We start from the raw sequence: 14,072 nt of genomic DNA, 5'->3' as shown, positions 1-14,072 counted from the left end.
TCAAAGTTCTGTGGACACTCACTGTATATCGCCTGGTTATTGAAAGAGGCAGCTAGTTACCCGATACTGCCTTCCATTTCGAATTTGATCAATCTGTTCATCTCGACCGCATATTCCATCGGCAGCTCTTTGGTGAACGGCTCGATAAAGCCCATAATAATCATCTGCGTGGCATCAGCTTCGGAGAGACCGCGGCTCATGAGGTAGAATAGCTGCTCCTCAGATACCTTGGAGACCGTCGCTTCGTGCTCAAGCACAATGTTATCGTTCATGATCTCATTGTAAGGAATCGTGTCCGAGGTGGACTCGTTATCCAGAATGAGCGTATCGCATTTGATATTGGATTTCGCGCCTTCTGCCTTGCGGCCGAAGGAAGCGAGTCCACGGTAAGTGACCTTGCCGCCGTGCTTGCTGATCGACTTGGATACGATGGTTGAGGTGGTATCCGGTGCCAAGTGGATCATTTTGGCGCCTGCATCCTGATGCTGATTCTTGCCCGCTACCGCGATGGACAATACAGAACCCTTGGCTCCACGGCCTTTAAGAACAACCGCAGGATATTTCATAGTCAGCTTGGAGCCGATGTTGCCATCTACCCATTCCATCGTAGCATTCTCTTCGGCAACCGCACGTTTGGTAACGAGGTTGTAGATGTTCGGTGCCCAGTTCTGAATGGTGGTATAACGGACACGGGCGTTCTTCATGCAGAGAATTTCAACCACTGCACTATGCAGAGAGTTCGTGCTGTAGATTGGGGCAGTACAGCCTTCAACGTAATGCACGAAGCTGTCTTCGTCTGCCAGAATCAAAGTACGCTCGAATTGTCCCATATTCTCGGAGTTGATGCGGAAGTAAGCCTGCAAAGGAACTTCACACTTCACACCCTTCGGAACATAGATGAAGCTGCCTCCTGACCAAACGGCACTGTTAAGTGCGGCGAACTTGTTGTCTGCAGGCGGAATGATTGTGCCGAAGAACTTCTTGAACAGCTCAGGATGATCACGCAGTGCGGAATCCGTATCTGTGAAGATCACACCCTGATCCTCCAGGTTCTGCTGCATGCTGTGATAGACTACCTCAGATTCATACTGTGCAGAGACACCGGCAAGGAACTTCTGCTCCGCTTCCGGAATTCCCAGCTTGTCGAAGGTCTCTTTGATCTCGGAAGGTACCTCCTCCCAAGTCTTGCCCTGCTTCTCGGAAGGTCTAACATAATATTGGATATCCTCGAAATCCAGATCATCCAGATTGCCGCCCCATTTCGGCATTGGCATCTTACGGAACTGCTCCAGGGATTTCAGCCGGAATTCCAGCATCCATTCCGGCTCGTTTTTGATTGCGGAGATTTCCCGGACGATTTCTTCCGTGAGTCCTTTACCAGACTGAAATATCGACTTGTGCTCGTCACGGAATCCGTACTGGTATTCCTCCATATCAGGCGCTTTCTTAGCCATGGTGTCAGCCTCCTTGTGTGTAATATTATTTTATAAGCTTCTTTGCGTATCTATGCCTTTGCGAAGCGCGTTCCAGGCCAGAGTGGCACATTTGATCCGCGCCGGAAATTTATTAACACCGGACAGGGCTTCAATATCTTCGTAGTCACCGAAATCTGCTTCCTCACCCTTCATTAGAGAGGAGAAGCTGTCGGCCATCTCAAGCGCATGCGCTATCGATTGGCCCTTGACCGCTTCCGTCATCATCGAAGCCGACGACATGCTGATTGAACAGCCTTCGCCGCTGAAACGGGCGTCCTGGACGACGCCATCCTCCACCTTAAGCTGAAGCGTAATGCGGTCGCCGCAGGTAGGGTTATTGAGCTCAATCTTAAGTGCGTCATCTTCAAATGAGCCGCGATTCCGGGGATTTTTGTAATGATCCATAATTACGCGTCTATATAAGTCATCCAAGTTCATAGCTGAAATACTCCTTTGCCTTAAGTAAGGCTTGAACCAGCGCATCTACATCCTGTTCATTGTTGTACAGGTAGAAGCTCGCCCGGGCGGTGGAGCTGACCTCCAGCCAGCGCATGAGCGGCTGGCAGCAATGATGCCCCGCGCGGACAGCCACGCCTTCTGCATCCAGCACGGTGGCCACATCATGCGGATGAACATCACCCAGGTTGAAGGTGACTACCCCCACCTGACGGTTGCGGGGACCATAGATCGTCAGATCACTGACCTCCGACAGCCGCTGCTCCGCATATGCTGCAAGCTGCATTTCGTGGCGGTGGATCTCATCCATCCCGACCTCCTGCAGGAAATCAATCGCTGCTCCTAAGCCGACGGCACCTGCAATAATCGGTGTTCCGCCTTCGAACTTCCACGGCAGCTCCTTCCAGGTAGACTCATACAGCCCGACATCATCGATCATCTCGCCGCCGAATTCAACCGGCTCCATAGCTTCCAGCAGCGCCTTCTTGCCGTAGAGAGCACCGATACCAGTAGGTGCAAGCATCTTGTGCCCGGACAAGGCGTAGAAATCGCAATCCAGGTCCTGCACATCCACCTTCAGATGCGGTGTGCTCTGTGCACCGTCCACCACAATTACTGCACCGTTCCGGTGGGCAATCGCTGCAAGCTCTTTGATAGGATGAGTAACGCCCATGACATTGGATACATACGCAATGGCTACGATCTTGGTCCGGGCAGTAATCGTCTGCTCGGCATCCTCCAGCGTGATCGTACCGTCCTTTTGCAGCGGCAGGAATTTCAGGGTAGCCCCGGTGTTCTTGGCCAGCTGCTGCCAGGGAATGAAATTGCTGTGATGCTCCATCTGGGTAATCACGATCTCATCCCCTTCCTTCAGGACGGAAGGACCGTAAGAGGAAGCTACAATATTGAGCGCGGTCGTTGTCCCGCGTGTGAAGATAATTTCCTTCACACTGCGGGCATTAATGAAGTTCTTCAGCTTCTCGCGGGCACCTTCATACGCATCGGTTGCCCGGCTCCCCAGGGTATGCACCCCGCGGTGTACGTTGGCATTATCCCATTCGTAGTAAGACTTGACCGCCTCAATGACCTGGCGCGGCTTCTGTGAAGTGGCTGCACTGTCCAGGTAGACCAACGGATGGCCGTTGATCTTCTGGTTCAGGATGGGAAATTGCTCCCGGATCTGACTGCTAATCATTGGCCTAACTTCCTTTCCACAAGAGATTGGAGCTGATTGCGCAGTCCCTCCAGTGGAATTTGCGATACAACAGGTGCAAGGAAGCCGTATATGATCAGTGTTTCTGCGTCATGCCGCGATAATCCCCGGGACATCAGGTAATAGACTTGCTCGTAATTGACCTGTCCTACGGAAGCGGCATGGCCTGCGGTTACATCATCTTCATCTATAAGGAGGATCGGGTTGGCGTCTCCGCGCGCTTTGGGGCTTAGCATCAAAACTTTCTCTGTCTGCTGTCCGTCAGCTCTGGTAGCACCCTTCTCAATCTTCGTAATTCCGTTAATAATCGAGGTTGCTGAATCCCGCATAACAGCACGCGTGATCATGTCACTTGGTGTATTTCTGCCGAAGTGCTGGGCTTGTGTAGTATAGCTCAGCTTCTGCGAACCGGAGCCTACAGCAATGACCTTCGCATCTGAGCTTGAGCCGTTGCCTTTAAGCACCGATTTGGTATCGCTGGCTGTATCTCCATAGTTCATCTCACCGATGATCCATTCAATGGTGCCGTCATTCTCCACAACGGCGCGGCGGTACGTCACATCCGTTGTATCCTGCCCCAGCTGATGTACGGTAGCGTATCTCACAGTGGCACCTACACCTACGAATACTTCAACGGCTCCGTTATGCAGACCCGCTTCAGTCTTATCGGATACGTAGTTATCCACGTAGGTCAACGAACTGTTAGTATCGGCAACAATCAGAATATGCGGTACAAAGGCAGCTTCAGCGTCATCCGTGAGCAGAACCGCCTGCAGCGGAGTCTCGATGACAACATTCTTCGGAACATAGAGGAATACCCCGCCGTTCCATAGTGCTGCATGCAGTGCGGCGATGGAGTGCTCTTCCGGCAATACTGCCTTATGCAGATAACGCTGAACAAGGTCTCCATGCTCTCTGACTGCAGTCTGCAAATCGGTGAAAATAACACCTTGCGCAGCCAGCTCCGGAGCCAGGCGGGCATATACAGCCCCTGAATTCCGTTGAATAATCAGGCTGCCTTCCTCTTGTCCTTCAATCAGCCCGGTAATAGAAGCCGGTGCATCTTGAAGTGCCGCCAGCGCCTGGCTTGGCTTGTATTCCCCGTAGTTGTTGATATTCCAGCGGTCAATCCGTGTCTTCTCCAGCTTCGGCAGGTCAAGCCCTGCGGCAAGCTCCAGAGCCTTCAAACGGCTGTCCTTCAGCCAGCCCGGTTCGCCGCTGCTCTGCGATTGTGCGCCGAGCTGCTGTGCATCCACGGGAAGAATGGTTTGCGTCGTCATAAGTGGTTTCCTCCTTCCAGCGTTTCTAAGCTTCTTGTCCTACAGTTTCGTCTTCAATGCCGAGCTCTTCCTTGATCCATTCGTAACCTTCTGCTTCCAGTTTCTGTGCCAGCTCAGGACCGCCGGATTTCACAATCCGTCCCTGCATCATGACATGCACATAGTCAGGTTTGATATAATTAAGCAACCGCTGATAGTGGGTAATAACAAGGAATCCGCGTTCCGGGCTGCGCATGGAGTTCACGCCATCAGCAACAATTTTGAGTGCGTCAATATCAAGGCCGGAGTCAATTTCGTCAAGAATGACGATCTTAGGGTCCAGCATCATCATTTGCAGAATCTCGTTACGCTTCTTCTCCCCGCCGGAGAAGCCTTCATTCAGATAACGGTGCAGGAATTCAGGGTTCATATCCAGTTCTTTCATCTTGGCTTCCATCTGGCGGATGAAGCGGATCAGTGAGATCTCACTGCCCTCTTCACGGCGCGAGTTAATCGCACTGCGCAGGAAGTCGGAGTTCGTCACTCCGCTGATTTCACTTGGATATTGCATCCCGAGGAACAACCCGGCGCGGGCGCGCTCATCCACTGCCATTTCCAGCAGATCTTCACCTTCGAGCAAGGCCGTACCTTCTGTAACCACATACTTGGGATGACCCATCAGAGCTGAGGCCAGCGTACTTTTACCAGTACCGTTCGGTCCCATCACGGCGTGAATTTCTCCGCCCTTCATCTGAAGGTTAATCCCCTTCAGAATTTCTTTTCCTTCAATCGTCGCTTTCAGTCCCTCAATGACAAATTCTGCTGCCATAATTATTATTCCCTCCATTGATCGATTTGCGAAATCAGAAAGTTGTATTGTCACAGGTTAACCCTGATTACAAGCAATTAGATTTTATATCACATTATAATTATTATAAAGTGAATCAGGATGATTATCAATGATTCTCACTAATTTTATTACATCGGCCCTTTTTTATCAAATTAATTAATGGTTATCTTCACTGCGGGAATAGGAAAAACGGAATTTGAATACCGCTTATGTTCCCCCGCTTCAAGTACTGCGACGATCCGTTCCAGCGGACGAAGCCCGAAGGACTCACACTGCTTCCGGTCATAGACCCATTCCGGAATCCTGCGGCGCAACTGCCACCCTTCAGACCGGGCCAGCAGTTGAAAATTCTGTATCAGGCTGCACACTGCGGCATAATCCTCGTCCTGCTTGTGCGGGTCCGTCTCTTCTCTGGCTACGACCAGCAGAAACGGCGGTGAAGGCGCCTCTTCAGAGAACTGCAGTTTGCCTGATGCCTCTGTCTTATCACCCGTCACATAGATGAACCGCCAAGGCTCCCGCATGCCGTCATTCGGTGCCCAGACCGCCTCATTCAGCAGCCTAAGGACATTGTACGCGGAGAAAGGGGCGGCGTCTTCAAGCTGGCGGCTGTCTTCCCCGATAACCGTCCATTTCCGTTCTGCCGGTGTTCTTTTCCGTCCTCGCGGCGCTTTGTCGAAGGAGCCGATTTCCAGAATCCCGGCAAACCGCTCTCCTTCACGCCAGCCGATGAGCTTATAGAACGATTCGCTCAGAATCAAGGGATCTGTGTACCACAGCATCCCCAGCCCCTGTTCCCAGCCCAGAAGCTGAACCGTTTGCATGATGCTGCAGACCGCGGCGTAATTCTCATCACGCTCCCGCTCCGTGCCGGCGGACTCGGCAATGAAGATTACATGAGCGGGAGTACCCGTGATTTGCCTTCTTAGAAGATCTGTCATTGGGGCAGGAAGGAGCTTCCCCAGCCGGCCGCCCGTCACCTTCGCCATCATGGATTCAGCCAGCTCTTCACGGGACTCGGGAGTGCCGAAGTAAAGACAGCGCCAGTGTGGCGTTCCTTCGGACTCGTATAAGCCAGCCGCCTTATTTACCAAGGAAATAATCCGTTCTTGTTCAACCGGCGCAGCGCTGAATCTCCGAATGGTCCGCCGTTCCCTAACCGTTGTGGACACATCCTTCATCTTCATCCCCCCAAAATATCGTTTGGCATTCAATAATTAATATTGTTTACCAGTTAACTATATTTTGAAAGAAATACGATGTCAATCTTTATTATTTAATTTAAGATCAGCAACTTACCATAAATAAATTGTCTGAATATTTAGTTTACACGTTAATAATTTTAAGTTAGAATAAAGGTACTTTGCAGAAAGGAGATGCTAAGCCCCATGCATTCCTCTGAAGGACTTAAGCGGCTGCTGTATGACCGTTTTCTCCACCTCTCCCATTTAGTTGAAGAGACTTTCGTAACCGAAATGGATGTATTTACGGATCTCACACGGAAGTACGGGATTACTCTCACTTCAACCAGCTTGACCAGTATTCATGTCATCGACTGCATTGGCAATCACGAGCCTGTCAACAGCACTACCATCGCGGAGAGCTTGAAATTGTCCAAGGCGAGCATCACTAAGATCAGCACCAAGCTTCTCCAGGATGGCTGCATTAAGCGGAGCCGGATGAATGACAACAAGAAAGAAATCTACTTCAGCCTTACTCCTAAAGGCAGACAGCTCTTTGAACTCCACGCCCGGATGCACGAGAACCTGGAGGAGAAATTCATTGAGAAAATGGGTGAATTCTCGGAACCGGAGCTGCAGGCTTCACTGAAATTCATTCAAATGATGATTGATGAGAATAGAATGCTCCCCCTGAATCTTAGTGAATTCGAGTAGAAAGGGCTACGCTGCCCTTTTAAAGGGGATCATGCGAAGCACATGAATCCTTATATTTTGAAAAATAAATAAAGCCTCCCTTCAGGGGAGACTTTATTCCTATATTCAAATCATTGTGCTACTTATCCCGCAATCAGCCCAGGAAAGCGCGCAGCATCCACTGGTTCTTCTCCAGATCCGTGCGGATCTTGATGAACAGGTCTGCCGTCGGCTGGTCGCTGATTTCTTCCGCCAGCTCGATGCCCTCTGTCAGTTCTTCCGCTACTGTAGCGAAATCTTCGATCAGCGCCTGAACCATACCGCGGGCATCTTCTTTGCCTGTGGCTTCCTGAATGGTAGCCAGTTCCAGATATTCTTTCATAGTTGCTGCAGGGCTGCCTTTGATGCTCAGCAAGCGCTCAGCTACCTCGTCCATTTTGAGTGTAATATCATCGTACAGCTCTTCGAACTTCACATGCAGGGCGAAGAACTGCTCCCCCTTCACATACCAGTGATAGTTATGCACTTTCACATACAATACGTTCAGGTTGGCAACCTGACGGTTCAGTACCTGTTCCAATGAAGCGGTGTTCACTTTGTTTGATGCTTTAGCCATGAGATGATCCCTTCCTTATCCATTAAATTTAGCCGGCTGCTTATCCATTGTCCGGCCTTGCAGTTGTCTATTCTCCATTTACCCTTTTGCTTGGAGGGCGAAACAAGCCTGGCCCCGGACAAGCCCTCTTCCCCGCCGCTGGCTGCATGCTTGTGTCTTCACCCGTAGGATGAACCAAGCAAGCGCCGGTTATGCTAATTGATGCGGTTCAAGACAGAATAAAGTCAGCCAAGGGGCCGGGAAGCTCCTTGGCTGACTACACATTGCTATGTGCCTTACATCATTAGCAGCAGGGCCTCTGCACCGGACATGCCCGGAACGATTCCCAGCTTCTCTGCTTCTATAGTTACAGACTCCAGCGGCGCGGCCAGCAGCTGTTGAAGCGTGCGCACCCCGACAGCCCTTGCCGCAATAATCTGCCGGTCGCTCAGCACCTCGTTCAGCAGTCCTATGTCCAGCGCCCCGCACATAATATATCCCTTGTCTGTGCTGATGCTGAGCAGTGTCGTTTTGGGCAGCTTCACCTCAACCCCAACCAGGACATAATCGCCCACCTGCATGGGCTCTATTGTTACCATCTGCAGCACCTCCTTCCTTTCTCATGCACGTTGTAGGTTATGCGTACGGTTCAGGCCACGTGTGGACGATTGTCCTAGTTCATGAAGAAATCGGAGGGTCAGAAGTCCTTATTTCTATGCAGGAGGGTATATAATTTCCGCTTATTTAATGGTATAGTTTATACACTAATTTAAATTAAAGAAATCGTGATTAACGATTACGCTGGGGGATTAATGGATAAGAAACTACAACACACCGACGGCAATTATCTTTTCAATGTCGACATCCTGATTAATGCCCGCACCAACCCGCTTGCGCTGCAGTTCCTGCTTGAAATGTTAAATTCAAGCGACAAAGTCACTGATTTCAACATCAACTCCGGGCTGGAGCTTGGAAGAGCCATTGATCATCTGCTGAAGTCTGCAAAAATGGCTCTGAAGAATGACAGCTTCACACCTGCTCCGGTGTCAGTGAAATTGCCGGAGAAGCCGGCAGACCCTCAGGAGGCCAAGCCTGCGGAGAAGCCCGCAGCCAAGAAGCCTGCAGCAGCTCCGGCAGAAACTCCAGCAGATGTATTCGGCAAAATCAGACAGTACATTCAGAATAACCAGCTCGTCCGGCTGCGTGCGAACCGGCATGGCAAACAGGTATCCATGCCCTGCCGTATTCTGAACTTAGACGAAACGGAGAATTCGCTGAGTGTATACCATGTAGACGAGAAGCAGGTCTACACGTTCAAGCTTAATGAAATCGATGAATTTCTGTAAGAGAAAGAAACACCCGCCCCGGGACCCGGAGCGGGTGCTTCTTTCTCTTACGATTATTTTGGCGGATACGCAGCTCTTGCCGCACTTATTCACTTCTTGCGCGAGAAGGCCTCCAAGGCCAGGCAAATCCAGCCCGCAATGAAGCATACGCCTCCCAGCGGAGTGATTGCTCCGAGAACCTTGACACCGGAAATACTGAGGATGTACAAGCTGCCCGAGAACAGGACAACCCCGGCAACCATCAGCCGCCCTGCCCAGCGCAGACGGACACTTTCGCCCCACTGCCCAGCGGTAAGCCCGATAAGTATCAGGGCCAGCGCATGGAACATATGATACTGGACGCCCGTCTCGTACACCTGCAGATAGTGCTCGCTGATTACAGGCTTCAGGATATGCGATCCGAACGCGCCGATGGCAACAGACAGCATACCCAGCAAGGCTCCCCAGCCCACCAATCTTCGTTGCATGGATATACAGCTCCTTCCCTGAGTTGAACTTCTCCTATCTTAACAATCAGCTTCGCCTTTTGCCAGCCGCATCATTCTGTAGCTTGTATTCCTGAGGACTTGCATTTAGAGCGCTGTTATGATGAAGTGGTAGTAATAACCTATTACACCCCAAGGAGTGCAGCCAAATGGACTATCATACACCTCCCAAATCGGACACCGCCGCAACCGAGCCTGCAAGATGGGGCTCTTCAGAACAAGACATGAACCCGGATTATGAGTACCAGGAGAACAAACGCGACTATAAGCACTCGGGCCCCGGTATCGCTTCGTTCGTAATAGCTCTACTTACATTGGTCTGCTATGCCATTACCTTCGTGTATGTAGGAGCGCAAGCGTCTTCTCTGATGAATGAGCATAATAAACTGATTGCCGATTCGGCAGAAACGATTATGTATTTGGGCCTGACGATGCTGATCCTGGTCGCAGTGAATATCATCGGGGCGGTTACCGGTATTATCGGCCTGACCCTGCGCAGACGGCGCAAGGTTTTTGCTATTATCGGCACCATCATCAACGCCGGCTTCCTGCTTCTGTTCATGCTTCTGCTGTCCGTTGTTCTGGTGAATGCCGGAGCATCATGATAACTCGTGTACGCAAACACAGCATATCCCTGTGAACCGGGACATGCTGTGTTTTGTTGTGGAGCCTTATATACAGAGCTGGACGCTTAGATCTCGAACTCTTCGCTTGAATCGGACAGTCCGCCGTTCTGCACTCCAGAGCTGTTGGCTACCGCAAGCACGTATACCTTATACTTGGTGCCTTTGACAATCGGGTTACCGTTAATATCTTTGGCTGCAGCCGCTATAGAGAGATTGCTACCGTTAGGGACTGCTGATCTGTAGTAAGACGATTGCACGTTAAGAGCTTCTGCAGTGCCGAAGCTCTGCTTGGAAGGGACTACGAATACCCGGTATTCGGAAATATTCGACTCACGGGCAGACTTGGTGAAGTTAACCACAAGTTTGCCGTTATCCATGCCGTAAGTCACATTTGTCACGGAGGTGACTGGAAGCTTAGCCGATAAGGTAATGGCTGCCGATCCCTCCGATAATACATTAGCTCCCTGGTAGCTGCCGTTTCTGACAGTCAATACATATACCCGGTAGCTGATTCCCGGCTTGATGGCTGCGCCGCGTACGTCCTTGGCTGAGCTATCGAGCACCTGATTGGTGCTGTCCCCGGATGTACCTGCGGTTGTATAATTCCCCGCATTATTCGCATCCGACAAGCTGAAGCTGTTGTAATAATTCATAGGCACCACCAGAATCCCGTAATGGCTGATGTAGGATTCGTCTCCGGCATGATTGAACGATACTCTCAGATCACGACCGTCTCCATAATCGTTCACATCACTCACACTTAGATTCGATATGGCACTGAGCCCGGAGGTATTCACCAGCGTAATCGCCGGAGAAGCAGCGGATAGCACATTCGAACCCGAATTGTTCCAGTTGCCTGCCGCGAGCACATACACTTTGTAGCTGGTTCCGTTCCTGATCAGGGAACCGCGAACATCTCTGCTGGAAGAATTCAGGATCTGTTCGGTATAGGTTCCTGATGTGTTTACCGCCGTATAATTCGCACTGGATACATTATTCGCATCATTTAAGCTGAAGCTGCTGTAATAATTCACAGGCACCACCAGAATGCGGTATTGGCTAATATTGGTCTCGTCTGTGGCATGGTTGAAGGTAACCTTCAAATCCCGCCCGTCATTATAATCATTCACATCGGTCACGTTCAGGTTGGATACCCCTGCATTGGCCAGTGTAAGGGCCGTTGAAGCAGGTGACAGCACATTATTCGCAGCATTGCTGCTGTCAACCGCCAGTACGTATACCCGGTAGCTGACACCCGTCTTGATCAGCGCTCCATCTGTATCTCTGGAGCCGGAGGAGAGGTTCAGGCTGATGTTGTTCCCCGTCTTGTTGATCTGCGTGTAATTGCTGCTGGAGACCGCATTGGCTCTGCCCAGGTCAAACACTGTGGAATTGGACGCTTTGACTACGAAGATCCGGTAAGAGCTTATCTTGCTCTCATCGGCCAGCTTGTTGAAGCTGACGGAGAGATCCCGGCCATCCCCGTAATCACTGGTATCCGTTGCCTGGACGGTGCCCAGTGCGGGAACTGCCTTGTTCTGCAATGTAATAACGGCAGCTGCACTGGAGAGGGCACTGGTATTGTTGCCTTTGCCGACTGTCACTACATATACGCTATATCCCTGATTATTCTTAATCAGGTCACCATCGATCGTTCTGGCGGCAGCGTTCAGCTTCACAACAGGATTAGCTCCTGTTACCAGAGCAACGGAGTAGTTATTGGCACCTACTGCCAGTGCAGACGATAGGTTCAGTGAAGTACCGGTCTTGGCGACAAGCACTCGGTATTGATCCACCAGCGATTCGTCAGCCGCACGGTTGAAGCTGATCTGCAGATCCCGGCCGTCTCCATAATCACTGATATCCTGGGCGGTTACTCCCGATACCGGAGCCGCATTGCCGCCTACCGGAACCGGAGTGGTGATCGTGACAATCTGCGCAGCCGGATTCCAGCCCACCTCGCGGCCGAGCGCTTCACTTACGAAGCGGGTAGGCACCATTGTGCGGCCCTTCAGATTCTGGCCCGGCACATCCAGGCTGACTGCCTTGTTGTTGATGGTTGCGATCTTGGAGCCAATCTTCAGTACAATCGTTGTATCGTTCTGGGAAGCTGTTACTGTCTGTGTCTTCTGATTCCACTTGATGTCGGCATTGAAGGCTTCAAAGATAGCCCGCAGCGGAACCATGGTCCGTCCGTTCACCATTACCGGCGGCTGGTCTGTGGACAAGGTCACTCCATCAATAATAACTCTGATGGGTTTTGCTGCTGCCTGGGCCGGAGCCTGAAACAACATCGGGAACACCAATAATCCTGCTACAATCGAAATCCATAACTTTTTCACAAGCTCACCCTCCCGGATAGGAAAACAATCTCAATTTCTATCTCTTTGACGCAAGCCGGGCGGAAAAAGTTTCTCTCTGAGCCGGTTACAAAAAAATAACCTTTGGAGCCGATTCCAAAGGCGGCAAAAAGAACTGCAATGGCGGATACCCATGGGGTATTCCGCCATTGCAGCCCGGGTTCGGGTTCAGGGCACTCTGCCGAATCAGTCCGCTTTGGCCAGACTGGACAATACCCGCTGAATCACGACAGGATCTTTTCCGACTATTTTTTCCACATAAGTAAATACTACAGGATCATCCATCTCAAGCCCTTCCGGAGCATCCGCTGTGCCTGCACCGAGTTCAAAGGCCGTCGGCCCTTCTTCTGTCACAATCTCCACGGAATGGGTATCCATCTGCCCGACATAAGTGCCTGAGCCCTGGATCTTCTCTGACTCTGCGGCTGCGGAAGGACCAGGCTTCAGCACCGGACTGGCGAGAGGTAACGCCGCTGTCTGTACAGGGATTCCCGATGAGCCTGCTGAGGACGATTCTCCGGGGGCTTCCGCAGGGCTGTTCCCGCCGCAAGCCGTCAGGGTGAGCATCAATACAGCGATTGCTGTCATAGCGGGTAGCGTACGCTCTAGTCTCATGATGTGTACCTCCTCTGTTGGTTGTGTGCTGCTTACCTTACCTATGGATTACCCCATAAGCCGGGTAGTGTAAACTTGCCGTTACGGGCTGGGCATCAGCCGTACGCACAGAAGCGCCGGACTAATACAATAGATGAAGAGCCTTATTCAGCATTTGAAGGAGTGGTATCCCTTGAGAATCGATATCGGCTGCGGCCCCGGCAAAGAGTCCGGGTATCTGGGAATCGACCGCACACAGTACCCCGGGGTGGATATCGTCTGCGATATTTGCGAAGGAATCCCCCTGCCCGACAATACGGCTGAATTCGTTATGGCCAGCCGGGTGATGCCTTATGTGAACGATCTGTTTGCAGCGATGTCAGAGATTTATAGAATAAGCACACACCAAGCGGTTGTGTGTATTCTCTCACCCTATGCCCATAGCTTCCCGCATGCCTCCAACCCTATGTTTAAGCAAAAGTTCGATGAGTATACCCCACGGTATTTTACCGGCCGCTTCTTCCAGCCCTATCAGAGCCCGCTGTGCCCGGAGATCCCGGATTATCCCGTGCCGCTGCCGCCGTTTGACTTCAGACTGCTGCGGATGGAGCTGTTCTATCAATATCCGTATGACGACAATCTGTATGATGCGGAAGAGCTCGAGGTTCTGAAGACGCTGCAGTCCAATGTCGTTCACGAAATTATGTACCACTTCGCCGTCATTAAGCGGGAGATTACCGATGAGGAACTGGAGGCGATGAGCCGGAAGGTGCTGCCTGAACCACAGGCACTGCTAGAGCGCCGGCTTCGGCTGCAGGACAGGAAATATATGTTATAAAATTCGGGATGGACATACAAGATTGCCCAAAACGGAACATAGGTTAATACAACACAAGCAAGATGGCATATCGGCGCACACAGGAGCCGGTCTGCTTTTTT

The 14,072-nt window shown here is 51.3% G+C and carries 15 protein-coding genes; 4 read left to right on the top strand and 11 right to left on the bottom strand.

Annotated elements, in window-relative coordinates:
• Positions 1-56 precede the first annotated feature (56 nt).
• The 6 genes from sufB to NYE26_RS07835 form a co-directional block, all read right to left on the bottom strand.
• Positions 57-1,454, bottom strand: coding sequence for a Fe-S cluster assembly protein SufB (gene sufB / locus NYE26_RS07860; RefSeq protein ID WP_036721442.1), 1,398 nt, complete (start codon positions 1,452-1,454; stop codon positions 57-59).
• Between the two features lie 30 nt (positions 1,455-1,484).
• Positions 1,485-1,913 (bottom strand): Fe-S cluster assembly sulfur transfer protein SufU, encoded by a 429-nt coding sequence (sufU, locus tag NYE26_RS07855; protein WP_036721441.1) that lies wholly within the window; start codon positions 1,911-1,913, stop codon positions 1,485-1,487.
• Complete coding sequence (locus tag NYE26_RS07850) at positions 1,900-3,126, bottom strand: cysteine desulfurase (RefSeq protein ID WP_036721439.1); 1,227 nt, start codon at positions 3,124-3,126, stop codon at positions 1,900-1,902. The genes sufU and NYE26_RS07850 overlap by 14 nt, the downstream gene beginning before the upstream one ends.
• On the bottom strand, positions 3,123-4,424 hold the full coding sequence (gene sufD, locus NYE26_RS07845; protein WP_339255039.1) for a Fe-S cluster assembly protein SufD: 1,302 nt from the start codon (positions 4,422-4,424) through the stop codon (positions 3,123-3,125). Before sufD ends, NYE26_RS07850 begins: the two co-directional genes overlap by 4 nt.
• Positions 4,425-4,449: 25 nt before the next feature.
• Positions 4,450-5,232, bottom strand: a complete 783-nt coding sequence (gene sufC, locus NYE26_RS07840) for a Fe-S cluster assembly ATPase SufC (protein WP_036721433.1) — start codon at positions 5,230-5,232, stop codon at positions 4,450-4,452.
• A gap of 173 nt (positions 5,233-5,405) precedes the next feature.
• Entirely contained in the window at positions 5,406-6,434 is a 1,029-nt protein-coding gene (locus tag NYE26_RS07835) for a nitroreductase family protein (RefSeq protein WP_339255038.1), read from the bottom strand.
• A 207-nt stretch (positions 6,435-6,641) separates the two neighbouring features.
• On the opposite strand from NYE26_RS07835, the gene NYE26_RS07830 reads away from it, so the two are divergent.
• Positions 6,642-7,148, top strand: a complete 507-nt coding sequence (locus NYE26_RS07830) for a MarR family transcriptional regulator (protein WP_339255037.1) — start codon at positions 6,642-6,644, stop codon at positions 7,146-7,148.
• A 133-nt stretch (positions 7,149-7,281) separates the two neighbouring features.
• On the opposite strand, the gene NYE26_RS07825 is transcribed toward NYE26_RS07830, so the two are convergent.
• Complete coding sequence (locus NYE26_RS07825) at positions 7,282-7,743, bottom strand: Dps family protein (protein WP_036692784.1); 462 nt, start codon at positions 7,741-7,743, stop codon at positions 7,282-7,284.
• Positions 7,744-8,018: 275 nt separating this feature from the next.
• Positions 8,019-8,321, bottom strand: coding sequence for a DUF1805 domain-containing protein (locus NYE26_RS07820; RefSeq protein ID WP_339255036.1), 303 nt, complete (start codon positions 8,319-8,321; stop codon positions 8,019-8,021).
• 213 nt (positions 8,322-8,534) lie between these two features.
• On the opposite strand from NYE26_RS07820, the gene NYE26_RS07815 reads away from it, so the two are divergent.
• A complete protein-coding gene (locus NYE26_RS07815) occupies positions 8,535-9,068 on the top strand; it encodes a hypothetical protein (protein WP_339255035.1) in 534 nt (177 codons plus the stop codon).
• 89 nt (positions 9,069-9,157) lie between these two features.
• Here NYE26_RS07815 and NYE26_RS07810 read toward each other — a convergent pair whose 3' ends face one another.
• Positions 9,158-9,535, bottom strand: a complete 378-nt coding sequence (locus tag NYE26_RS07810) for a DUF423 domain-containing protein (RefSeq protein WP_036721421.1) — start codon at positions 9,533-9,535, stop codon at positions 9,158-9,160.
• A gap of 167 nt (positions 9,536-9,702) precedes the next feature.
• On the opposite strand from NYE26_RS07810, the gene NYE26_RS07805 reads away from it, so the two are divergent.
• Positions 9,703-10,158: a hypothetical protein gene (locus NYE26_RS07805; protein WP_339255034.1), complete on the top strand. Its 456-nt coding sequence runs from the start codon at positions 9,703-9,705 to the stop codon at positions 10,156-10,158.
• Positions 10,159-10,244: 86 nt separating this feature from the next.
• On the opposite strand, the gene NYE26_RS07800 is transcribed toward NYE26_RS07805, so the two are convergent.
• Positions 10,245-12,521: a copper amine oxidase N-terminal domain-containing protein gene (locus NYE26_RS07800; protein WP_339255033.1), complete on the bottom strand. Its 2,277-nt coding sequence runs from the start codon at positions 12,519-12,521 to the stop codon at positions 10,245-10,247.
• A 204-nt stretch (positions 12,522-12,725) separates the two neighbouring features.
• Positions 12,726-13,154, bottom strand: a complete 429-nt coding sequence (locus NYE26_RS07795) for a hypothetical protein (RefSeq protein WP_339255032.1) — start codon at positions 13,152-13,154, stop codon at positions 12,726-12,728.
• Positions 13,155-13,287: 133 nt separating this feature from the next.
• Between NYE26_RS07795 and NYE26_RS07790 the strand changes: the two genes are divergently transcribed.
• Positions 13,288-13,971 (top strand): methyltransferase domain-containing protein, encoded by a 684-nt coding sequence (locus NYE26_RS07790; protein ID WP_339255031.1) that lies wholly within the window; start codon positions 13,288-13,290, stop codon positions 13,969-13,971.
• The last annotated feature ends 101 nt before the right edge of the window (positions 13,972-14,072 follow it).

It is taken from the genome of Paenibacillus sp. FSL P2-0136 (assembly GCF_037975325.1).
GTDB classification, from domain to species: Bacteria; Bacillota; Bacilli; order Paenibacillales; family Paenibacillaceae; genus Paenibacillus_AQ; species Paenibacillus_AQ silagei.
The sequence above is the reverse complement of the archived record's forward strand: the minus strand, read 5'-3'. Positions and strand labels throughout refer to the sequence as shown.